Origin of the sequence: Roseovarius sp. EC-HK134, from assembly GCF_902498815.1 — a bacterium.
In the GTDB taxonomy this organism is placed as follows: Bacteria; Pseudomonadota; Alphaproteobacteria; order Rhodobacterales; family Rhodobacteraceae; genus Roseovarius; species Roseovarius mucosus_A.
The window spans coordinates 2,292,927-2,315,682 of record NZ_LR701544.1 but is presented as its reverse complement, the minus strand read 5'-3'; the positions used below and the strand labels follow the sequence as shown (position 1 = coordinate 2,315,682).

Annotated in this window: 17 protein-coding genes and 1 tRNA gene; 9 read left to right on the top strand and 9 right to left on the bottom strand. The window is 59.8% G+C overall.

Going from position 1 to position 22,756, the window contains the following annotated elements; genetic code table 11:
* Positions 1 to 34: 34 nt before the first annotated feature.
* Both GC127_RS15105 and GC127_RS15100 read left to right on the top strand, forming a co-directional pair.
* Positions 35 to 760 carry a sulfotransferase family 2 domain-containing protein gene (locus GC127_RS15105; protein ID WP_151978885.1) on the top strand — a complete coding sequence of 242 codons (726 nt, stop codon included), beginning with the start codon at positions 35 to 37 and terminating at the stop codon, positions 758 to 760.
* A complete protein-coding gene (locus GC127_RS15100) occupies positions 757 to 1,629 on the top strand; it encodes a WcbI family polysaccharide biosynthesis putative acetyltransferase (RefSeq protein WP_151978884.1) in 873 nt (290 codons plus the stop codon). Before GC127_RS15105 ends, GC127_RS15100 begins: the two co-directional genes overlap by 4 nt.
* A gap of 105 nt (positions 1,630 to 1,734) precedes the next feature.
* Here the strand turns inward: GC127_RS15100 and GC127_RS15095 are convergent, their stop codons facing one another.
* Together GC127_RS15095 and GC127_RS15090 are read right to left on the bottom strand one after the other, a co-directional pair.
* The gene (locus GC127_RS15095) at positions 1,735 to 2,487 is read right to left on the bottom strand and encodes a class I SAM-dependent methyltransferase (protein WP_151978883.1); all 753 of its coding nucleotides are present in this window, start codon (positions 2,485 to 2,487) and stop codon (positions 1,735 to 1,737) included.
* A gap of 95 nt (positions 2,488 to 2,582) precedes the next feature.
* Positions 2,583 to 5,495, bottom strand: coding sequence for a polysaccharide pyruvyl transferase family protein (locus GC127_RS15090; protein ID WP_151978882.1), 2,913 nt, complete (start codon positions 5,493 to 5,495; stop codon positions 2,583 to 2,585).
* A 181-nt stretch (positions 5,496 to 5,676) separates the two neighbouring features.
* Here GC127_RS15090 and GC127_RS15085 point away from each other — a divergent pair, with 181 nt between their 5' ends.
* The gene (locus tag GC127_RS15085; protein ID WP_151978881.1) at positions 5,677 to 8,667 is read left to right on the top strand and encodes a glycosyltransferase; all 2,991 of its coding nucleotides are present in this window, start codon (positions 5,677 to 5,679) and stop codon (positions 8,665 to 8,667) included.
* A 66-nt stretch (positions 8,668 to 8,733) separates the two neighbouring features.
* On the opposite strand, the gene GC127_RS15080 is transcribed toward GC127_RS15085, so the two are convergent.
* The gene (locus GC127_RS15080) at positions 8,734 to 9,894 is read right to left on the bottom strand and encodes a cytochrome P450 (protein ID WP_199861268.1); all 1,161 of its coding nucleotides are present in this window, start codon (positions 9,892 to 9,894) and stop codon (positions 8,734 to 8,736) included.
* Positions 9,895 to 9,937: 43 nt separating this feature from the next.
* Between GC127_RS15080 and GC127_RS15075 the strand changes: the two genes are divergently transcribed.
* Entirely contained in the window at positions 9,938 to 10,840 is a 903-nt protein-coding gene (locus tag GC127_RS15075; protein WP_199861267.1) for a glycosyltransferase family A protein, read from the top strand.
* A gap of 71 nt (positions 10,841 to 10,911) precedes the next feature.
* On the opposite strand, the gene GC127_RS15070 is transcribed toward GC127_RS15075, so the two are convergent.
* The 5 genes from GC127_RS15070 to GC127_RS15050 all read right to left on the bottom strand — a co-directional run bounded on the left by GC127_RS15070 (position 10,912) and on the right by GC127_RS15050 (position 16,946).
* Positions 10,912 to 11,736 (bottom strand): phytanoyl-CoA dioxygenase family protein, encoded by an 825-nt coding sequence (locus tag GC127_RS15070; protein WP_151978879.1) that lies wholly within the window; start codon positions 11,734 to 11,736, stop codon positions 10,912 to 10,914.
* Positions 11,733 to 12,605, bottom strand: a complete 873-nt coding sequence (locus GC127_RS15065; protein WP_151978878.1) for a phytanoyl-CoA dioxygenase family protein — start codon at positions 12,603 to 12,605, stop codon at positions 11,733 to 11,735. Before GC127_RS15065 ends, GC127_RS15070 begins: the two co-directional genes overlap by 4 nt.
* 3 nt (positions 12,606 to 12,608) lie before the next feature.
* Positions 12,609 to 13,910: a polysaccharide pyruvyl transferase family protein gene (locus GC127_RS15060; protein WP_151978877.1), complete on the bottom strand. Its 1,302-nt coding sequence runs from the start codon at positions 13,908 to 13,910 to the stop codon at positions 12,609 to 12,611.
* A 2-nt stretch (positions 13,911 to 13,912) separates the two neighbouring features.
* Positions 13,913 to 14,197, bottom strand: coding sequence for an acyl carrier protein (locus GC127_RS15055; protein WP_151978876.1), 285 nt, complete (start codon positions 14,195 to 14,197; stop codon positions 13,913 to 13,915).
* A 415-nt stretch (positions 14,198 to 14,612) separates the two neighbouring features.
* Complete coding sequence (locus GC127_RS15050) at positions 14,613 to 16,946, bottom strand: methyltransferase domain-containing protein (protein ID WP_254700129.1); 2,334 nt, start codon at positions 16,944 to 16,946, stop codon at positions 14,613 to 14,615.
* A gap of 277 nt (positions 16,947 to 17,223) precedes the next feature.
* Between GC127_RS15050 and GC127_RS15045 the strand changes: the two genes are divergently transcribed.
* A complete protein-coding gene (locus GC127_RS15045; RefSeq protein WP_151978875.1) occupies positions 17,224 to 18,090 on the top strand; it encodes a sulfotransferase in 867 nt (288 codons plus the stop codon).
* Between the two features lie 425 nt (positions 18,091 to 18,515).
* On the opposite strand, the gene GC127_RS15040 is transcribed toward GC127_RS15045, so the two are convergent.
* Positions 18,516 to 18,603: transfer RNA gene (locus GC127_RS15040), tRNA-Ser, on the bottom strand.
* A 278-nt stretch (positions 18,604 to 18,881) separates the two neighbouring features.
* On the opposite strand from GC127_RS15040, the gene GC127_RS15035 reads away from it, so the two are divergent.
* The 4 genes from GC127_RS15035 to GC127_RS15020 are packed head-to-tail and all read left to right on the top strand — an operon-like array spanning position 18,882 to position 22,743.
* Complete coding sequence (locus GC127_RS15035) at positions 18,882 to 19,820, top strand: SPOR domain-containing protein (protein WP_151978874.1); 939 nt, start codon at positions 18,882 to 18,884, stop codon at positions 19,818 to 19,820.
* A gap of 15 nt (positions 19,821 to 19,835) precedes the next feature.
* Positions 19,836 to 20,999: a D-alanyl-D-alanine carboxypeptidase family protein gene (locus GC127_RS15030; RefSeq protein ID WP_081508073.1), complete on the top strand. Its 1,164-nt coding sequence runs from the start codon at positions 19,836 to 19,838 to the stop codon at positions 20,997 to 20,999.
* Positions 20,996 to 21,622: a dTMP kinase gene (gene tmk / locus GC127_RS15025; RefSeq protein ID WP_081508074.1), complete on the top strand. Its 627-nt coding sequence runs from the start codon at positions 20,996 to 20,998 to the stop codon at positions 21,620 to 21,622. The genes GC127_RS15030 and tmk overlap by 4 nt, the downstream gene beginning before the upstream one ends.
* Positions 21,619 to 22,743 carry a DNA polymerase III subunit delta' gene (locus tag GC127_RS15020; RefSeq protein ID WP_151978873.1) on the top strand — a complete coding sequence of 375 codons (1,125 nt, stop codon included), beginning with the start codon at positions 21,619 to 21,621 and terminating at the stop codon, positions 22,741 to 22,743. Before tmk ends, GC127_RS15020 begins: the two co-directional genes overlap by 4 nt.
* Positions 22,744 to 22,756 lie beyond the last annotated feature (13 nt).

Sequence of the window (22,756 nt, the reverse complement as noted above, 5' to 3'; positions counted from 1 at the left end):
GCAAGAAACCCACAAAGAAAGACGTGATAGCCGCATGCGCACTGTCATCCTGCACCACCACCTTTTCAAGAACGCTGGCACCTCGCTAGATCAGATATTGAAGGGCAATTTCGGCCCTGCTTGGGTCACGCGAGAGTTTTCAGCGTCGCCCTCCCGACATGGCAACACGCCAGAGGTCGAATCCTGGATTCGCGATAACCCCGAAGCGGTGGCTTTTTCGTCGCACACAATGATGGGGCCGCCGCCGCAGGTCGAAGGCGTCCGAATTGTCTCCATGGTCCTGTTGCGTGACCCAATAGACCGTATCAAATCCGCATACCGTTTCGAGAGAACGCAGGTGGCGGAAACCTTTGGGGCGGTTCTCGCAAAGCACACAGACCTCGAAGGCTATGTAAAGGTGCGGCTTTCTCTCAAGCAAGACAGACAGTGCCGAAACTTTCAGACTTATCGACTGGCTGCGCTTGTCCCAGGCAAGGGGTCTGAGCTGGAGCGGGCAAAACAGGCGCTAGAGCGCATCACTATCGTAGGGCTTGTGGCAGATTTCAGCGGTGCCGTTGCCCGACTGACAGCCGAGATATCCGACACCTTCCCAAATTTCAGGTGGGAGGAAGTTCATAGCAACCGCTCAGATGCGACATCCGCCACGCAAGAGCAAAGCGACCTCAATGAACTCTTGAAGCAGTACAATGCGGATGACTTAGCGCTTTTGTCGGACCTCTCATCTGTCGCTCCGATTGTGCCACCAATGGCGGCCCCATGACGAAGCTAAAACTGCTCGTGACCGGAAATTGTCAAGCACGCCCCGTCGCTACGCTGCTTGAGGCTACGGGGCATTTTGAATGTCTTCCTCCTATCATCCTACAGCTTGCAAAGACTACAGAGAAAGAGGCTCATCTCTTTCGGATTTCTGAGGCGGATATTGTCCTTGCGCAGAACACAAACGATAGTTTTCCTGTGCCGCACCTCAGATCATCGGTATTACGCCAAAGCCATTCGAACGTATTGATCTGGCCGAACGTATTCTTTTCGGGGCAGCAGCCTTTCATTCGTTACATGACCCATATTGCCACGGCCAGCCGTCTGGTGGGCCCAATCGAAGCGCTCCACGACTTGCGCATTTTCTCTCGCTGGCTGTATTCGCGGGGATTGATAAAGCAACCTTGGCAACCCGATGAAAGCACGTTTTCCAGAACAGTCGCGGACCGTTCTATCGCCGATCTGATGACGAGAGAGGCTGACTGCGATATAATGATCTCCGACTTCATTGCAGAGCATGCAAGAACAGAGCGCCTTTTCTTTACGTTCAATCATCCGAGTCGTCGTGTTCTGAACGAACTTTGTAACCGCTTTATGGCGCATCAAAACTTGGCCTATCTGCCTGATGGCACGGCAGAGTATCTAGACCGGTATTTGGTCCCATCCCACTGGGGTAACGAATGTCTGGCGACCTATAGAGGGAACGACTTTACACTGGGTGATGAGGGAACGGTTACAGCGCTCGGCACTGAGCGACTTTACAGCCCAGATGAACTGCAAGCTGCCTTTTTTGAGGTCTATGATCACAATCCCCTGTACAGAGATATGGAGTCCATCCGATTGACTCCGCAGTTTGCTGGCGACCTCGAATGACCGAAAAAACCTAGGAAACTCTGCATCCAAACTTCCTAGATACGATTCAGCATGTCCCGCCGTTTAGTTGACTGCGCGCACCCATTACCGCGACACTTCCCGCCCTCACACCAAATCTTCCCATGTCCCGAGATTTGGCTGAACGGTCAGGGTCTCGTATCCGAAACGCTTGACCCGCTTCATGCGTGTCGATTTGTGATTGGCGGTGACATACTCTTGAACCACCTTCAAAAAATCCCGGTGGAATGATGCAGAGCACAAGAGCAGCTTGTTGCATGTAACGATCAGCGGCACGTACTGGAACTCTCGGATGAGGTACATCTTTGCCACCGCCTCACTCACCCCCGGCCAATTGGGGTTGGTATAGTCATCCACTGCGATGATCCCGTCATCGCAGGTCACGCTCATGGCGAATTCGATGTCGCGCGTCGTATGAAGGACTTCGTGGCACCCATCTACGCTAAAGAACTTGATCTTGCCTGATTTCGCCATGATCTCTTGCGCATCGCTGTGCCTGAGCGTGAGAGAGTCCGCGCGTCGCAGGACAACACTCTCAACGCCATGCGCTGCGCAATTCTCAATCAGCTTGTCGCGTTTGCCAACCCCAGCCCCGTCCAGATTGAATTGCTGGAGGTCAAAGACGTCGATTGCTACAGAATCGTGGCGGTTCTCGGCAAAGCATTTTGCAAGGCCGATAAAGAACTTGCCCTCGAACACACCAATCTCTGCAATCGGACCGGCGCCGATGGCCTGTCTCAGCGGCCATATGCTTTGCCACAGTTGGGGGATACACCACCCATCGACCTTGTGAATGCCAGTCTGGAGATATGCGTTCAAATCCGTGCGCGCTGCGTGCATCTGGGGCTGGTCCTTGAATTCATGGTGTCAGAGGTAAAGGGCGTTGAACTGGTCCAAAGCCTATCAGGCAAGACCCCGGCAACGCCAGAGAGGGATCACGAAAAGAACTCTTGCAAGCGACGCTTAAGCGTCCCGTCCGCAATCACGGGCAGGGCGACGTGATGCGTGTCGACCCCTGCAAGGATCTCGACCTGAGCGTTCCCAAGACCCGCCAAGGCCTGCGCGCGAGCAACATCTGGCGCGTAATCGCCGCCAATGATCTGAACCAGTTTGGTTTCGGGTTTTGCTTTCAGAGCGCCCCGAAGATCATAGGATTGCAGATCGCCGCTGAACAGCTCCACCAACCCCTGCTGGACATGTGGCAGTTCATCATGGTCCGCCAGAGCCGGTGTCACAAAGCCAGCCAGTGAAATCACCTCATCTGCACCGATCGCCAACCCGGTGCGAAGCGCAGCATATCCCGCCGCTGACCCCCCGATGGTCAAAACCTTTCCGCCGCCAAGCTCTGCCACACGTCGGGCCAAACCAGACTGCATCGCAGCTTCGGTCTGACCAAATTCAGGGAGTCCGTTCAAATAGACCCGTCCATATGGATCGCGCAGGTAGATCACATTTGCGGGGATCTCGGATAAAAGAAGGTCGAGATGCCGATCACTCAGGTGGCTTAGCCCCCCGAGGAACCCCCCAAAGACAAGGATTGTGCCGCGCGCGCCAGCTTTCTTGACAATGCGAACATCCGCATCCTGCGTCACTTCTGGACGCGGAACCGCCGAGCCGAGCACTGATATAGCGGCCAACAGGCTGCGTGCTGTCGGCCCGGTGGAGGGATGATCCGTCAAACTTGCCAGCACGGCCCGGCCATGCTCGTCCTGACCCACGCGCAAGCTGAACAACGCAAACTGCAATCGCCAGTTGGCACCGGTCTGCGCCGTGGCGTCGATCTGCGCTAGGGTCTCAAAAATCGCGCGATCCTCGGAATGATCGAGGAAAATCCGGTTGAGCCGATACAAAGACCGCCACTCGAGCGGATGCAGGTCGAGCGTCCGCCGCAACACCGTGAGCGACAGATCAAAGCGGCCTGCCGCCGCCGCAAACCGACACAGACGGCAGAGCGTTTCAACATCCTCCGCGCCCGCCTCCCAAAGCGACAACACCGCGTCGGTCGCCGCATCCATCGTGCCGACGAGTGGCAATACCTGGCTTTTAATGCGTGCGGCATAGGCTGGAAGCGGCCCGGCGCGTTCCGCCCTTTCGAGCATGTCGATGGTCAGGGCTGTATCCCCGCTGACATGGGCACGCATCGCAAGCCGAAGTTGCACCACGGAACTCTCAGGTTTCAAGTCAAGAACCGATTTCAGAAACGTGACCTGTTTTTTTTGCGGCACAGAGCCCAAGAGCGTATTCAGCGCTGTGGTCATCATCGGCTCGTCAATCTCGATCTCTGCCAACCGGGTCAGAAAGAGCGTGCAGGCCGCATCATGCTGTGCAGCCTTATAGAGGCTTTGCAGATGAGACATCAGGACCCAAGGATTCTCGGGTCGTGCCTCTGAGAGAGCAGATGCAAGCGTGACCGCCTGCGCCGCATCGCCCTTGGCCAGCGCATATCGCACCTCTGCCAGTCGCGCGGGCAGAAAATCAGGCTGTTGGTCGAGGATGGCATCAATCTGCCGAGAGGCCTCGTCCAGATCTCCCCCCAAGATCATTTGATTGACGGCGGCGCTGTCCCATTGGGTCTGCGAAGTCTCGGTCATGAAGTTTCCTTTTTTCGCCGGGGGTGTCGTGGTCGGGTTTGATCTCGAAGCTCTGCCGAGTGCCTGCATGTTTTCCTTGCGGATCGCGCGAACGAGTGCGGCGTCCGGGTCAGCACCAGAGAAGACGTCCTTACATCGGACATGTTTGCGCCCAGAGGTTAGGAGTTTGGCCACATCTTGCCAATGAGAATCAAGCTGCACGGCAATGGCATCCGGCAAGCACGGCGGATCACTCGCCAAGAGGCTGGGCAGAGAGGCGAGCGCCTCGGCCCAATTGGTGACAACATCCTGCGCGCGGTTCATTTGTACGGCTTGCCCCATAAACTTGTGGAGCAGGGGCACCGCCACGAGCTTTGATGCCACCCCGTAAGCTGCAGCGGTGATATGGCCATGCAGCGAACTGCCGAGATAGGCGTCGGAGCCCGCGATGACCGCCGCCATATCAATCAGATGCTCGGTATCGGTGATGGAAAAGGTGCAATCAGGCTTCAGCCGGCGGATCTCCTCCGCAATCGCGTGGTCACCGTGGCATCTTCCGAGCGCGACCAGTACCGCAACCGTGCCTGTCCTGCGCAGCGCGCCCTCAAGGGCGTTTGCAAAGCTCGGGATGTCGACACCTGCCAGACTGCGCGCCTTGACGTGGAGCGCCACAACCCTCTTCTCGTCAGGTATCCCAAGTCTGGCGCGGATATCGCGGAACCTGTCTTTCACCAACGCAAGCGGCCACAGGCGCGCAAGGTCCAGGGCCGTGTCGGGGATCACAGACGGCCTTCGACCTGACCACAATTCCAGTCCTTTGGCACTATCGTTGTCGCGCACCACAAAGCGGTCTGCAGCATCCACCGTCCGCTGCAACCACTCAGGCGCCTGCCGGTCCACCCTCTGCTGCAACACGCCTGGCCCGTTCCAAATGACGGGCAACCCCTGCCGCACCGCCTGCGCGGTGGCGCCGATCCACAACGCGGCATAGGCTGTCGCCGAATAATCCGGCAACTCGAAATCCTTGGTATGCACAATGTTCCCGCCCCCGATCAGGACGGCATCGAAGCGGTCGACATCTCGGACAAACTCCGGGTAGGAGAGAGGCAAGACGGCATCGCGGTAGCGGGTCGCATGGGCGGTTGGAGAGATTGCTACCACTTCGACACCCAAAGGCCCAAGACGCTGCTTGGCGATCAAAGGGAACAGCAGGTCACCATAGTTCTCGACATCAAACGTGCCAAAAATCGCAAGACGAAGCGGGCGCTCTTTGGGCATTTTCCACCTCCAAGTGGCGCGACCGGGCGCGGCGTGCGCTCAGGCTTCTGGGCGGCATCCGGATATTCGACTTGCCATTCTTTTGCCGGAACATCAGTGTGTTGGCAAGAGCGGGGCCCGGACACAGATGCGTCTTAGTGTGGGTTCAACTCGTCCAAATGCGACAGGAGCCCTGCCTTAGATGACTGACCACATTGCAAATGTGGGATTTGACCACCAATCCGCCCCCCGGCTGGCGACACTGGTTCAGGACGCAGAGGCGCTGTTCAAGGCGGAACGCTTTGCCGAGGCGATGGCCGTCTTTGAAACTGCCGCCCAACTCCATCCACCGCACAGCACTGTGCTGATCCGTCTTGCAGGGCTCTCGACCCGCATGGGGCAGTTGGACAAGGCGCAAGCGTATCTGAGTGTTCTGCGCGAGCGCTTTCCGGATTTTCAGTGGACCCCCATGGTCGAAGGTGATCTGGCCATGGCGCGGCTTGATTATGCCCGTGCAATCGCGCTCTACCGCGAGGCACAGACCCGGATGCCCGATAAGGCAGCGATCAAGACGCGCTTGGATGAGGCCGTGGCCGAGCACGCCCGTGAGTTTAGCTGGAATGCGCCGGTCGAGATCGAAATATGGCCAGCGTCCGGCCCGTCGACCTTTCTCGAGGCCGCTCCACAAGACCGGGTTCTCGTCGTGTCATGGGACCTTGGCCATAATGTTGCCGGGCGCGGCATCACCATGGCCGAAACCATCTGCGACACCCGGCCCACCGCCATGGCTGGGCCCCTCTTCCCCACCTATGGGGATGCCCTATGGTCGCCACTGGCCGAAGCAGATCGCCGCGTGCCGATCGCAGGCTGGCGCGCTCCTCATTTTCGCCACTTCCTCGAAGGTGCCCTGAAGCTGGTCAAGACCTGGCCCGCAGCAACGGTCTGGGTGTCGAAACCCCGCTTTCCGGGGCTTCTCATCGGCCTGCTATACCGGGAAATCCTTGGTGCCCGCATTATTTGCGACCTAGACGATGATGAATTGGCTTTTGTCAAAGGGTCTGCGCCACGCGATTTCAACAGTTTCCTAGCAGAGTTCAATCCGCAAGATTGGGATCGCCCGCATGGTCGAACCTGGACAGAACTTGGGATGGGCATTCTGCCATTTGTTGATGCCGTCACCTCTTGCAACCCGGTCCTTGCGTCCCGCAATACCGCCACATTGGTTCGCCACGGCCGCTCTCAAATCGCCGCGCAAAACGCCATGGCACGTCGAGACGCCACGCGCTCGGAGCTTGGCTATACGCCCTCGGATCGGGTGGTGTTGTTCCTTGGAACCCCCCGGAGGCACAAGGGCCTTGTTGAACTGGCACATGCTGTTGTCGCCTTGAACCGCCCGGATGTGGAACTCTGCATCGTTGGTTCGGTGGCAGACCCGGACATGGAACGCGAACTCTCCGCCATACCAGGCCTCAAACTGCGCCGGATTGGTGCGCAACCCTTCTCGCGCGTGCTGGACCTAAATGCCGTGGCGGATGTGGTGGTGCTCTTGCAGGATCACGATAGCCCGATCACCCAAAGCCAGACACCTGCCAAGCTGACTGACGCCATTGCCGTCGGGACCCCGGTTCTTGTGACCGAGGCAGGCCCCGTTGCCGATGTGATCGCCTCGGGCGCCGCCATGGCGATCCGCAAGGGCGACATTCTGGTCCATCGCCTTGAGGCCGCGCTTGCGGCTGATCGGCAATCAGGTCACGCACACCCGTTCTTTGCCAACGAGATGTCCTATGAGGCGAACCGTCCGAGAGCGTTGCAGGCGATTGCGGCGGCGCATGCGGCCCCGCCGCGCGTCTACCCGGACATGCCCGGCCTGTTGTCGTTTCTGCGCCGCGAAATGCCTGGGGTGCTCTCGTCAGATATTGGCACTCTCACTGCACCATGGCTGGCCCATGCAACCGCGCCTGCGCCTCTGGTGGACCCTGACCAACCGATCAACGTGGTTTTCTTCTGGAAACAGAATGATTCAGGTCTTTATGGTCGTCGACAAGACATGCTGTTGCACGAACTCTCGCTCAGGCCGGAAGTCGGGCGTATTCTGCACATCGACGCTCCCTTTCCTGTGACGGACCTCCGGGTTCACACAAACCCGATGCGTGCGCCCGTCAACGCCGAAGGGCCGATCATCGCCGCGACCACTTTGGCCCGGATGACGGGTTTGGCCGACGAGGGCAATATTCATCGTCGCAGCTTTTTAATCGGAACTCCGGGTCAGACCATGCTGGGCCGCCCGGTTCACAGCCATGAAAGCTTCCCAAACGCGGTCGAAGCTTGGATGGACGATCTCGACATGCGCAACAATTGTATTGCGTGGGTCTGTCCGGTGGTTCAGGGCTTCGAACAGGTTCAGCAACGGCTCCGTTTTCCTTTTGTCATCGGTGATTATATCGACGACCAACGCTGCTGGCCGATGTCCGAGCAGCGGCGCCGGAAAATTGAACAAAACTATCGCTTCATGGCGCAGACCGTGGATGTCGCGATCACGAACTGCGCTGCCATGCAAGAGGCCCTGAAACAAGAGTCGCTTGCGCCTCTGCTCGTGCCCAATGGCATCGACATGCGCGCCGAAATGCCCGTGGCCGCCCCCGAAATCACCCGTCTGGGTGGCCCGGTGATCGGCTATTGCGGCAATATGGACGACCGCTTTGATTTTGAGTTGGTCGAGGCACTGGCGCAGGCAAGACCGCAGTGGCAGATCGTTCTGATCGGCAAGCTGTCCCGCCCTGCACACCGGGAACGGATGACCGCCTTGCCGAATGTTCATCTGCTTGGCATTCGCCCTTACGATCAGGCACGGGCCTGCATTGCGGGTTTCGACGTGGCAATTGTTCCGCACGAGCGCTCGGATCTGTCGGATCGGATGAATCCGCTCAAGGTCTATGTCTATCGGGCGCTTGGCTTGCCTGTTGTCGCGACGGACATTGCCAATCTCGATGATCTGCGCGACGATCTGACCATCGCAGAAGGTGCCGATGGCTTTGTGACCGCAATCGAGGCGGCGTTGGTCCGGGTGGCAAAACAGGGGCGGCGGTTCTTGCCCACCGATCTGAGAGCATCCCTGTCTTGGCAAAACCGCATGGACACAATCTGGTCAGAGGTTGACCAACGCCTTCGCTCCAAGATGTCTGGATCCGTGTAAAGCGGTTGCTCAAACCGGGGCGGCACAGAATGCTAATCTGTGAAAAATAAACGGCTTTAGCCGCTTTCATCGGGTCGACAGGCAGAGCCGACACAGGCGGTATCCCCGTGTAATCGACCACTGCGTTACTAGCCGATCAGGCTCGGCTCCGGGCTGCGGTAGAGACACTCGAACACGTTGCATCACCGCATCCAGAAGCAGAGACAGGAACTGACGACTTGCCTGCCCCCCAACACACGCCAGTGGGCCAAGAGAAAACGTGGCCGTTGGTTGACGGGGCCGATCCAACAGGCAGGTGTCAGGCTCTTGCCAGAGTGCAGGGTCCCGGTTCGCAGCGGAAAAATCCAGCACCACAAGACTGCGCGGCGGTAGCCAGGCATCGCCAAGGTTCAGCCCCGTCGCCCCAATTTGCCGTATGCCATATCGGACTGAATTCATCAGCCGCTCCACCTCTCGGATATAGCCGGGGCGCAGCTCGGGCCGCGCGCGCAATGTCTCCTGAAGCTCTGGGGTCTCTGCCAGATGGGCCAGCATCGCCACGCTTGTGTAGGCAATCGGCAAGAGCGCCAGAAACGCAGGCGAAATCCAATGCGTGACCGGCATCTCGTGGGCCTTGCCGCGTGTTTTCGCCAAAAGCGTCAGGTCTTGCATCACCGCGACCGCCAGCGGTTCTATCGGTGCAAAATCATTCGGCGCGTGCTGCTCGACCGCAATCATCATCGCCAGCAACCCGTCTTCGACCCTCTGACCCAACTCGGGGTCGATGGCCACCGCCGTTGCCCGCCATGCGCCAAGCATGGGGCGCAAGATGTCCGCCATCACATCGACCGTGCGGCCTTCGGCTGAGGCAATAGCCCCAAGCGCGGACGCCATGTCCAGATCTTGAAGCGTGCCTTGAAAAAGCCGCGTGATTGCAATGGCATCACGTCTTTCTGCGTCGTTGGGAACCCGATGTGCGCGCGCCACGATCCTTACGATTTCCATCGTTTGCTCAAGTGTAACCCCCTGTTGCGACATAAACCGCGCCATCGCCTTGGGGGTCAGCATATCCACCGTCGTGGTTGGATCGGTCAGAACGGTCCGCACATCGCACATCCGCGAGACGATCCACTGCCCATATCCGCGCTGTTTTGGCAGCCCAACCCGCAACGGATCGGCGTTAGGGTCCAGCGCAGGCGGGGCGGCCAACCGCGGAGCATCTTGCGTTGGGGGGACAGGTGAGGGCATGAAAAGCTCTGGACAAGATGGGGCAGGGGAATCGATCAAGGATATGAGTAAAGTTTTCCCGGCCAAAGTGACAGATTTATCGACCCCAGACATCTCCATAGCCATCACCTGCTGGAACATGGAGCGGGAACTGCCGCGCACCCTTTGGTCTTTGTCCCGTGCCTTTCAGCAGGGGGCAGATGACTTGACTTGGGAGATCATCGTTGTCGACAACGGCTCAGACCGTCTTCCCCTCTCCCCCAAGATGAAGCCCGCGCCGCGCATCCTCGCGGCCCGCCTCCCCGCGCCCTCGCCCGTGGGTGCCATGAATGAGGCGCTTGCGCTTGCGCGTGGGCAGATCATCGGTGCCTGGATCGACGGCGCTCGCATGGCCTCGCCTAATCTACTGGCCAGTGTCGCCCGTGCCGCCAAGGCCCATCAGGCGCCGGTCATCGCCATCCCCAATCGGCAATTCGGATCAGACCGCCAAGCCACCGCCGCGCTACAAGGATATGATCGCACAGCAGAAGATGCGCTGCTTGCGGTGGCTGGCTGGCCAGAACCCTCGGCCGATCTGTTCGCCGTGTCTTGGCCGGAAGAGCCCTCGCCAACAGCGCCCATGCTGGAATCAAACGCCTTGTTCCTGCATCGCGATACCTGGGCTGCGTTGAACGGCTATGACCCTGCCTTTGTCGAGGCCGGCGGTGGGATGTGCAATCCGGATATGCTCGACCGCGCCCTAAGACACCCGGGCACCCAGTTCATCCGCATGTCGGGCGTGGCTACCTTTCACCAGTTTCACGGCGGCACGTCGACCTCGGACGAGATGCGGGCGGTTGAGATGGTCAAAAAGGCCACACGCGCCTACGTCGCCCTGCGCGGCCATCCCCCGCGCAAGCAGCGCGCGCGCGGTTGGGTTTACGACGCCACAACCGCCACGATGGACTATGGTTCGTCCAAAGTCTGATTGGCCCCGCGCGCATCGCGGAAAGATGGCATCCCCCAATGGTTCAACGCCAAAGCGAGGGTCGGCCCTCCCTACCGCGGGTCCGCGTCCAAGGTCGCCGCCTCGCGCATCACAATCCCGGCGGAATGGCGCAGGATGTCGCGGTGTCTCCTGAGGGCCTCTGGCTCTAGATCGATCTTGGGCTTTGCCTCGAGCAAATAGGTGCCGTGATCCTGACCACGGACCATTGTCGCATAGCCCTTGGTCGTGCCACGCTGCGCCACATCCCCGGCGATATACCGGATGGCAAACCCAATTCTGCGGCCCGTGATCGCGCGGTTCGTCGCAGAGCCGTGCACCAGCATCACATGGTGGATCGACATTTCTCCGGGTCTGAGCACGCAATCCACTGCGCGCGTCTCGTCTACTGGCTCTCGCACTTCTTCGCCCAATGGCAGCATAGAGGACGCGGCATTTCGGACGGCATGGGGCACCGCCGCGGTATGGCTCTCTGGTATGACACGTAAACACCCGGTTTCCGGCGTGCTTGGTGTAAGAGCAAGCCACGCGGTCAGCCCCCTTGGCGCATTCAGCCCCCAGCAAGTTCCATCCTGATGCCACGGCACCACATCGGCAGAGCCCGCTTGCTTGCAAAAGAAACTCGATCCCCAGCACAGCACATCAGGCCCCAGGATTTCGGCAACGCGCGCAACGATCCGAGAATCTTGCACAACATCCCAAAGAAACGGAAAGAGCAGATGCCCTTTGACGTTCAGCAGTTTGAAAATACTTGGCCCGAGCCGCTCTTCCACCTGCTCGAACTTTGCGACAAGCTCTGCCGCCTCCGTCTCGGTCATCACCGGGACAGCCGAGACATAGCCGTCCCTCGCGTAGCTCTGCATGATATCCTCGGTCATGTCCCAGTCTCCGGTGATGGATCAACCTGCCTAAGATGGGCCTCTTTCGCGCGGCGGATCACCCGCCCGGCCTGGCGGATGACATCCGCATGCCGCGCCAGCGCGTCAGCGCTCAGCGCGCCCTCTGGTGCGGTTTCTAGCGGCATCCCCGATATATTGCGCCCGCTCACCAGTGTTACGGTGGCCCCATCTTGGCTGATGGTGGCTGGTACATAGCGGATAACGAACCCAAGCCGTCGATCCGACGAAAGATTGCGCCCAGACCCGTGCAAGACGAGCGGATGATGCAAAGACATTTGACCCGGTCGAAGCACCAGTGCGCGCGCAAGAGAGCGGTCGATTTCCTGCCGTACTGCCTCGCGCGCACCCAGCATGTTGCGGGCATCCTGCGTATCCAGATGCGCCAATTGCCGCGTGTGTGTGCCCGGGATCACCTCCATGCAGCCCGACTCGGAATTGGTAGCACTCAGCGCCAACCAGGCGGTCGCACCAATTGCGTCGCTCAGTCCCCAAAAGGTTGCGTCCTGATGCCAGGCCACATACCCGTCAGATCCCGCCGGCTTGTCGATAATGCTTGATCCAATGCAATAAATGTCAGGCCCCAGCAGGCTTGAAACGGGGCCGACGATCCGCGGATCATGCACAATGTCCCAAAGAAACGGCAGAAGCAAATGCGGCTTGACCCGTGTCAATCCCGAGAGGCGTCCATGCGATTGCGCCTCCTGTGCCTCGATATGCGCGCGTATCGTCGCGGCCTCCTCTTCCGACATGACGTCGAGAGGACAGAGCACGCCATCATGCCCGAAAGAGCCGCAGGATTCGGGGGTAAGCGCATGGCGTTGTGAGGAATAGGCATCCGTCGAGGGCATGGGTTAGAATGGCTCCGTTTCGTGTATGTCCTGCCCCGTCAGGGCGGCTTTGCGGTCCTGCGGCGTGCTGAAAGGCGTCATCGCCCAGTTCAACCCATCTTGCCTCAGACCTTCACGAAAGGCGAGCGCTGCGAACGCGAGCCGCTCACGCCGTTTCGCGTCTGGTCCGGCCCGAAATGTCTCGGCAACTCTGTCCCAATGGCGATCAAGTCTGGCGAGCACACCGGGCGGTATGGGCTGTGATGGGCCTTGCACAGCCTGTTCCAGCGCGGCAAGCGCCTCTGGCCAATCCTTCATCAGGTCGCAACTACGCCCCAGATGTCTGACAAGGCCGTCGAACTTTCGGTAGGCCGGGCGCGCCACCAAAAGCCCAGGCACACCATACGCAGCGGCGGTGATATAGCCGTGTAGCGATGACCCGGCATAGGCACGCGCATGCGCAAGAAGTGCTGCGATATCCCGGAGCCCGCGCGGCCGGTCAAGGGCTGCGGCGGCCACCCCCCGCGCAACAAGTGCTGCCGTCAGTTCGCGCGCCATCCGGTCGTCGGCATGCGCTGTGCCAAGCCCGATCACAATCGGCGATACGTCAAGGCGCGTGCACATCTGCGCCAGACCTTCGGCGAGGTCGCACAGCGATGCCTCCCCAAGCGATCTGCGCCGAACATGCGTCGCCAGCACCCGGTCTGTCCGTGTCACGCCCAGAGTGGCGCAGACCCGGGCAAAATCTTGGGCCAGTTCTGCTTTTGGCCAGACTGTTTCAAGGCCGAGAATCGTATCTGGAACGATCTCGACCTCTGGATGCTCTGACAGGCCCACCATCCGGATCGAACCGGCATCCCGGAGTGCAAGGTAATCGGCACAGTCAAAGGCCGCCGCCGCGAGCGGCTTTAGTCCGGGCCGAAGAGGGTGCGGAACGCCAGGGGCATTCCACGCTACAGGCACATCCCGCAACGCCGCCGCCAACGTGGCCCCGAGCCAGGTCAAGGGGCCAATCGCAGCGCCGATCCCACCCTCGCGATACTCTTTGAGCGGGTCCATGCGATGGGTATGCACAATATATCCGCCGCCTATGAGTAGGCCATCACACGGGGCAAGCGGATCAAACGCTGTGGCAATGTCGCGAGATGCCATCGCCTCGCGCAGGCCGGTCTCTGCCCCGGTCGGTGACATCGCATGCACGCGACATCCGCGACGGCCCAGTTCATGCGCGGCAACCACGGGGAACATGAGATCGCCGAAATTCGGCATATCGAACATGCCGGTGATCATGATATCGAGCGGTCTTTGGCCGCAAGCGTTACCCATGGCTATGCCGTCGCTCGGCTCTCGCCAATCGGATGAGCGAGATGGTGGCCAAGGACCCTGACGCTCGGATTGTCAAAAATCTCATTAGGGTTCACTTGAATGGCGAACTGCTCGTTCTTCTGGGCGCAGATGTTTGTGGTTTCGGTGGTATCAAGCCCGTAGACATCGAAACGGTCCTTCGTCGAAACGGGATCCGGCACCTTGATCACTGTGGTGATATATGCCGCAATCCCGCCGCGGATCACGCCCTTGTCAGCGGGTTGGATCAGAGGTGTTCGGCTGGGCATGAATCACCTGCGTTATTTCGTTACGGGCCAGATGTGGGTTGGCCTAAGTATCCCCGAATTATCCCGGTCTTGCAATCAATTGGGCCAGACGCCGATCAGATCACGACTGGGGAGAGAGGTCGTGTAACCCGCCCCCCCTTTCGCGCCGCACAGGGCAGAACCACCCCCGCGTTCCAGTGCCAAGGCGTCAAACCAGACGAAGCTTGCCCAAACACATTTGCTTTGGAATTCAAAGACTCGGTCGAACACCCGTTGCAGTGCCGTGTGACGCAATTCGCGCCCGATCCATTGTCATCCTCAACGGGCCTGCCACGACCGATCAAGCGATCCCCGCCATAACGCTTCGCGACACCGGCCATTACTGCATCCAAGGCTCGTGACGCCTTCGCGTGTCCCTGCCGCGTCTAGGCCCTCTTTACTTGTGCAGCACCCAGGTTTGCCGTTTTGCCTCGATCTCGAACCCATGGTCGCGTGCGAACTCTTTGATTGCCTCCTGCATCACAAAGCATCCGGATTCGTCCGGCCAGAGCCAGTCATCACCACACAAGATCGCATCGGGATAGAGCGCATAAGCCGCATCAAGATCGGCCCGATGCTTGAACGCGTCGATATAGATCATGTCCACCGGAATTTCCCGGCGCCTCAGGTAATAGAGCGCCTCAGGCGAGAACCGACGAACCGGATAGAAGCGATGCCTGAAGTCCCGCAGATTGTTCAGGGCGACAGCAAAATTCCCATAGTCGGACAAGAGGCGGGCGATGCGCTTCACTTCGGTATCTGACAGATGTTCAACATGGAGCGACATCGACGGATGATGTGCCATCCCCAAAACGTAATCCGCCCAGTTGCCATCCCAAGGATCAACGCCAATCAAGTTTAGATCAGGATTTGCCGTCAGCCAGTGCAGCGCCGATCCCCCCAAGAAACAGCCCACCTCAACCATGAGACGCACGTCCTTTGCGACGATCTCACGCAACACGATGTCGCGTCCCCCATCGCCATTCGCGTCCAGCGCCAGCTTGAAGGGTGCGTGGTCTTCCCATGGGAAATCCGGCCATGGATTGTCGCGTCTCAGCGCCTCTAATCCCAACATGATCTGCGACCCCGGTGGCGCGTCTTCCGCAGGATAGCTAGCATCCACCTCGTTGCGCACAGTCCGAACCGCCGCCGAAGCCCCCGGTGCGATGGTCCTCTCAGGTTTTGGCGCGCTCTTGGATCGGGCTTCAGCCAAGACCACCGCAGGCGGATGCGCCCCCTTGCAATAGTGGAATACGCTATGCCCCGACGCGCCTTGACGCGCCGCCGTGGGGATCGCTGCGCGCCGCAGGTCGTCGCGGTCAAAGATCTCAATTGGCTCGATCAGATGTGGGCCTGTTCCCCAAACCTCTTGCAGCAAATCCCTCAGATCGCTTGACCCGAAAATGCGCATGTGATCCTTTTCGCCAAAGCGTGCCAGGCGCTCAGCATCCGTCAGATCAGGCGATAGATCTTCGTCAGTCTTCTCGCCACGGATCGGGACAGACAGGAAATGCAGCCCGCCCGGTGCCAATATCCGGTCCAACTGACGCAAGACTTCGCGCACGTCGCACGGGACATGCTCCAGAACATGGTTGTGAAGGATCACATCATAACTGGCATCCGGGATCGCCGCGAGGTCCGTGCATAAATCCAACATGCGGATGCTTTTGTTTTGGCTTTTCTGGAAACGTTCCGCGTTCACTTCGGCCCCGTGGTAGGCATCGCCGGACAAGTCGTTGAACTTTCGCGCAAGGCTTGGTTCCGGTGCCAACTGCAGCACTCGCTTGCCCGGTTCAAAACCGCCCAGCCGATCCAAAATCATCCACATCAGCCGGTTGCGCTCTACGGCTCGGCATGTAGAGCACCGCGCGTTCTGGCGACCGTTGAAGTCTTCGTACTCGGAGCCCTTGCAAATCGGACATTCCAGATCCTTGGCACGCTCCTGCGCAGGTGGCTGCACGGCACTGTGAACGCTCCGCATCTCTGGCGATGCGACTTTGCGCATCACGAATGTCGCATTGGTGTAACAGGGCTCCTGCACGCCGCTGCGTCTCACCACGGCCAGATGCCCCCCCAAAGAGCGGATGATCTCCGACAGATCGCCCCCGTAGTCGGTGAACACCAAGCATTTTGTCCCATCCCCAGCGTTATGATAGCGCTCGGGTTTGAGATGAACCAACGTTCCCTGCTCCAGTCGTGCCCGTGTCTCGGTGCGATCCGGTAGAGGATAGTCATTCGGGATAGAGAAGACATGGATGCCACCGGGCCGAAGCACACGCAGCGTCTCGGCAAAGGCTTTCTCGATATCGGGAAGATGTTCCATCACATCGCTGGTGATGATCAGATCAAAGCTGTTGTCTTGGAAAGTCAGCCGGGTCAAATCTTCGTTGCGCACGCCGTCCGAAGAGACGTCGCCAAGCGGCTCATCGGGGCGGAAATAAGAGCGGACGTAGTTCTGCAAGCCTTTGAGGCGCGCAACGAACGGCCCCCGCAGCGCCGGTTCGTAGATCGATATGTCATTCAGCAGGCCGCGCTCGACAAGTTGATCAAGAGAAATCGCCCGTCCGCGACCGAACTCATCTACGATGACGCCAGCCTGGTCTCGCCAGCGCAACGTAAAGCGACAGTTCGAACAGGCATAGGATTCCCGCACAGACCGCTGATCGCCGCGAAGCATAGTGCCGACGTGACCACAGATCGTGCAGAGACCGAAAAGATCGGATTGTTGCAAGGTGTTCCCTCCGAATGACCGACTGCTTGACGCGCAGTTTCATTCGATCTTACGCACGCGTTCACCTTCTTGCGCAGGTCAAAAAATGTCAACTGCGGACACCGAACCGATGCGCCTCTGCAAGATGCCGGTGGTATCCAACTGTCATCTACGTAACGTCATGTAAGCAAGTATCCTCGCATGCCGTCATTTTTCCGCTCAACCGGAAGCATTCCACTGTTTACCTTAAATGCGACGCGAGATAGTGATGGGTCGAGAAAAACGGGACTGCTCTAGAATGAATAACAAGTTGTTTTCAAACCTTTTCCTGAGCATCGGTGCGATGAAAGCGGGCACAACATGGCTCTATGCAGTCTTGGAGCGTCACCCAGAGCTTCATTTTACGCCCGAAAAGGAACTGCATTATTTTTATCATAGGTATGTGGACAACAGTTACCTGAACGAAAAGCGACGGCTCAAGGACGCCAAGGATCGCTACCTGTTCCGCTACGATCCAGAAAAGGCGAATATCGACCGCATCCGCGCGAATTTGCATTGGGTGTCGAACTATCTGAACAGCCCTTTGGATGATTTCTGGTATCGCAATCTGTTCCAGTTGCGGGATCATCAGGTCTGGGCCTGTGATTTCTCTAATCTTCATGCCTTTGTGCCCGAGGCGGCATGGCCTAGGATTTCTGCCGACTGCGAGCGGCTGCGCGTTCTTTATACGATGCGGCATCCGCTCAAGCGGCTGTGGAGCCACACCAAGTTTCATCTTCAACTGACCGGCAAACTGCACCTCCTTGATGAGTGGACCGCCGGCGATTACGAGACCTTCGTGCGTTTACCGCATATATGGGACAACGCGGAGTACGGGGCGGTTCTGCGGCGCATGAAATCTGGCCTCAAAGAGCAGGAACGCATGGTAATGTTCTATGAAGAGCTTCATGCCGACCAGCGCGGTACTCTGGCGCGCATCGAAGAGTTTCTTGGTGTGGCGCCCTTTCAGTATCCGCAACCCCTGCTGAACCGCCGCTTCACTGAAAGTGCTTCGCGCCCTATGCCCGATTTCTTTGCCAAGATCTTCGCGCAGGACATAGAGCGCATTACACAGGAAGTCGAAACAGAGGGTTTTGTCGTGCCAAAAGAGTGGCAGTCGCACTGAATTTTTTCGTTTCAAGAATCCGGTGCCGCGTTGCCGATAGAGGCGTTTTTGAGATAACACCGCAAATACCACGGCCAGAAAGCGTCTGAAGTCATGGCATGCGCACCGCAAACCGTGAGAGGAGCGACAAACGTCCATTTGGGCCCTTCGGCAGCAAGGGCTGAGGCGCGGCGCGGCCGGTCTGGAAAATCTTTGGACAAATCTGAGGCAGTGGGTTCTTTGAGCCTCAAATCTCCCAGACATGACTATGCCCTTGCCAGATGCCGCTAGCGTGAGGGATGTCGCGTAAAGCCGCGTCTCAAAGCCCAACTCAAATTTTGCCGCCAACCAGAAAGATGGATTTATCCGATCATTTTTGTGGTTTGGGGCTTCAAAGGAGGAGAGCGCCTGAAGGCTTCACTTAACTCTTTGAAATCAGGGGTTTTTGGCGGAAGCTCAGGGATTCGAACCCTGGGTACCTCTCGGTACGCTGGTTTTCAAGACCAGTGCAATCGACCACTCTGCCAAGCTTCCATGCCTTAGACGACACCGGCGCATCCGGGCCGGGTTAGGCCTGACAATGCGCCGCTGTGTGGTGCGACTGTGCCTATAGAGGTCCGGGCGATTCTGAAAGGGGGGGATGCTGGGGAAAATCGCGCATCGAACGCCTGCGCACTTTTCACGCGAGGGGCAAGGCGCTAGAGTGCGGGCGCGCGACAGGACCGGGACGATAACAGGCAAGACCGGACCACCGGCTAACACCGCTGAAAACTTGCGCATACGGGCACGGGGCAAAGGGCAAGGGGCAAGAGATGACAATTGCGGAACAGGGCAAGGGCGGACAGGTGCGGCTATCGCGGCTCGTCCTCGTCGGTGCGGCGATGATGCTGCTGGCTGGATGCGAAGAGGGCGCGCCCTCATGGCTCAAGCCCGACAGCGCCGCGCAATCGTCGACGGGGGGCGCGACGCCTGCCCGTCAGTCGGTCAAGCTGGTGGAGCGTGATGTCGAGGCCCCGGATGTCTTTCAGGTGACCGATATGGGCCTTTGGGACGGGCGGCCATCGCTCGGCGGGGTTTGGGTGGCACATCCTGACGTCAAAGAACCGGAGCGGGTCATCATCCGCAGCACGGCGGATTCGAAATTCGTGATCGGCGCGCTGTTCCGACGCGCGCGAGATATTCCCGGACCGGCGTTGCAGGTGTCTTCGGATGCTGCCGCGGCACTTGGTATGCTGGCAGGCGCTCCGGTGCAGCTCAATGTAACCGCCCTGCGCCGGGAAGAGGCCAAGGAAGAAACACCCGAGCCCGAGACCGCGCCGGATGCGGCAGAGGTCCTTGCAGCACCGTCCGAGATCGAAGCGACAGCGCTTGATCCCGTCGCCGGGGCGGCGGCGGCAATTGATGCGGCCGAGGCTTCTGCGGAGACGCCAGCAACTGCGGCGCAACCAACCGTTGCGGCGGCGCCAATCCCTGCTCCTGCGGCCACTCCCACTCCCACTCCCCCTCGCGCCTCTGGCCTTGATAAGCCCTTTATCCAGATCGGGATTTTCAGCGTTGAAGAAAACGCGCGAAATACTGCGACGGCGATGCGGCAGGCCGGAATGGTGCCGACGGTGCTAGAGCAAAACAGCCAAGGCAAAGCATTCTGGCGCGTGATCGTGGGGCCCGCGACCAGTTCCTCGGAGCGGGCAGCCTTGCTCAAAAAGATCCAAGGCATCGGTTTTGAAGACGCCTATGCCGTCACCAACTAAGATTAGGAGGGTCTGATGCGCCTTATCCGCCATATTGCTGCTGCAACGCTTTGTCTTGGGGTGGCGCTGCCTGCGCAGGCCTTTGAAACCAGTGCCAAGGCGGCTTATGTCATGGATGTGACCACCGGGACGGTTCTGCTCGACAAGAACGCCGACACACCCATGCCGCCCGCGTCAATGTCCAAGCTGATGACGCTCTACGTGGCTTTTGAGGCTGTGCGCAGTGGGCGACTGACGCTGGACGAGCGCCTGCCTGTATCCCAGCACGCTATGAGCTATGGTGGCTCGACAATGTTTCTTGACACCACCGACCGAGTCCGGGTCGAGGACCTGTTGCGCGGTATTATCGTACTCTCCGGCAATGATGCCTGCGCGGTGATCGCCGAGGCCCTCAGCCCAGATGGGACCGAGGCTGGGTTTGCCCGCTTTATGACGCAGCGCGCGCAGCAAATGGGCATGACCAACTCCATTTTCCGCAATGCCAGCGGATGGCCCGCCGAGGGGCATGTCATGAGCATGCGTGATCTGGCGCTTTTGGCGCGCCACATTATTGAGGATTTCCCAGAATTCTATCCGATGTTCGCCGAAACCGAGTTTCGCTTTGACGGGCGCGCACCGAGCAATATCAGCAACCGCAACCCGCTGTTGGGGCTGGGGATTGGGGCGGATGGTCTTAAGACCGGGCATACAGAACAGGCGGGATTTGGCCTGACCGGATCGGCCAAGCAGGGTGAACGGCGGGTGGTTTTCGTGATCTCGGGGCTGGCGACAGCGCAGGACCGAGCGCGCGAATCCGAGTCGATCGTAAACTGGGCCTTTCGGCAATTTGCAGAGAAATCTGTGCTCACGGCGGGCGAGGAGGTTGCGCGCGCTGCGGTTTGGATGGGCGAGGCCACCAGCGTGGGTCTGACCGTGGCCGAGGATGTCTCGACCCTGCTTCCGGTGCTTGATGGCGGTGAGCTAAAGGGCGAGGTGGTGTATACCGGCCCGGTGCGCGCGCCGGTGGCCAAAGGTGATGTGCTGGCCGAATTGGTCTTTGCGCCCGAGGGGTTGCCGTCCACGCGCGTGCCTTTGGTGGCTGCCGAGGATGTGGCGCAGGGTGGGTTCATGACCCGGATACGCACTGTTTCAGGCGTGCTTTTGGCGCGCTTGCAGCAGGGCCCCGAGGGGGCGCTTTGAGCGGGCAGGGGCTGTTCCTCAGCTTTGAGGGGATTGACGGGTCAGGCAAATCCACACAGGCGCGACGGCTGGCAGAGACGCTGCGCGCCAAGGGCCGCGATGTGGTCTTGACGCGCGAGCCGGGGGGCAGTCCGGGGGCTGAGGAAATTCGGCGTCTGGTGCTCGAAGGCGACAAGGACCGCTGGTCCGCCGAAACCGAAATTCTGCTTTTCACCGCCGCGCGGCGCGATCATCTAGAGCGGGTGATCGCCCCCGCTCTGGCCCGTGGTGCGGTGGTGATCTGCGACCGCTTTGCCGACAGCACGCGGATGTATCAGGGTCTTGGCCGCGCTGATTTGCGCGGGATTGTCGATCAGTTACATACGCTGATGATCGGGCGAGAGCCGGATTTGACCGTGCTGATTGATATTGATCCCGGTGTGGGCCTTGGGCGGGCGCTGTCGCGCGGGGGCGACGAGGCGCGGTTTGAATCCTTTGGCGAGGGGATGCAGGCGCGGATGCGCACCGGGTTTTTGGCCCTGTCGCAGGAATTCCCAGCACGTTTTACGGTGATCGACGGCGCGCGAGACATGGACGCCGTGGCCGAGGACGTCGCCCGTGTGGTGCAGGCGCACCTGCCATGAACGACGATGGCCTGCTGCCTGAACCTGACCGCGTCGAGGGCGCGCCGCATCCACGCGAGACGGTGCAGCTGGTTGGCCAAAGTGCGGCGGAGGCCGAATTTCTCGAGGCCTTCAACACCGGACGGCTGCATCACGGCTGGCTGATCACCGGGCCGCGTGGTGTAGGCAAGGCTACACTGGCGTGGCGCATTGCACGGTTTTTGCTGGCAACCCCGCTGGTGCAGGACGAGGGGCTCTTTGGCGCGCCGCCGCCACCCGCAACGCTGGATGTCGCGCCGGATCATCCGGTAGCGCGGCGCTTGCTGGCTTTGTCCGATCCGGGGCTATTTCTGCTGCGGCGCGGCCCCACCGACAAGGGCGATCGGCTGGCCGCCGAAATTCGCGTCTCCGAGGTGCGCAAGTTGGGCAATTTCTTTGCCCTCTCTGCCGCAGATGGCGGGCGGCGGGTTGTGATTGTCGATGCAGCGGATGATCTTAACACCCAAGCGGCCAACGCTATCCTCAAGATGCTGGAAGAGCCGCCTGCGCGCACGGTGCTGTTGCTCATATCGCATCAACCCTCTGGTCTTTTGCCCACCATCCGCTCGCGCTGTCGCACATTGCGGTTGGCCCCTCTGGGACCGCAAGAGATGGCACTGGCACTGGACCAGGCAGGAATAGCGCCCGAGGGCGATCCGGCGGCCTTGGCGGAGCTTTCAGGCGGCTCGGTTGGGGCGGCGGTGCGGCTGCTCAATCTGGGCGGGCTTAAACTCTACGCAGAGCTGGTGGGCCTGATGGAAAGCCTGCCGCGCCTTGATCGCCCCCGCGCCCTGCGGCTGGCCGAAGCGGCGGCGACGCGCGGGGCCGAAGACCGGCTGGATCTGCTGTTTTCTCTCACCGATCTTTTGCTGGCGCGGTTGGCGCGGACAGGCGCCACAGGCCAGCCCCCCTCCGCCGAGGCCGCAGCGGGCGAGGCCGCGATGCTGGCACGGCTGGCACCTGATGCCTATCAGGGTCGGGCATGGGCCGACTGTGCCGAAACCATCGGCGCACGGGCCCGGCATGGGCGGGCGGTCAACCTTGACCCTGCCAGCCTGGTCCTAGATACGGTGTTCAGGATTCAGCAAACCGCCGGGGCCTAATCCCCGCGCCCGA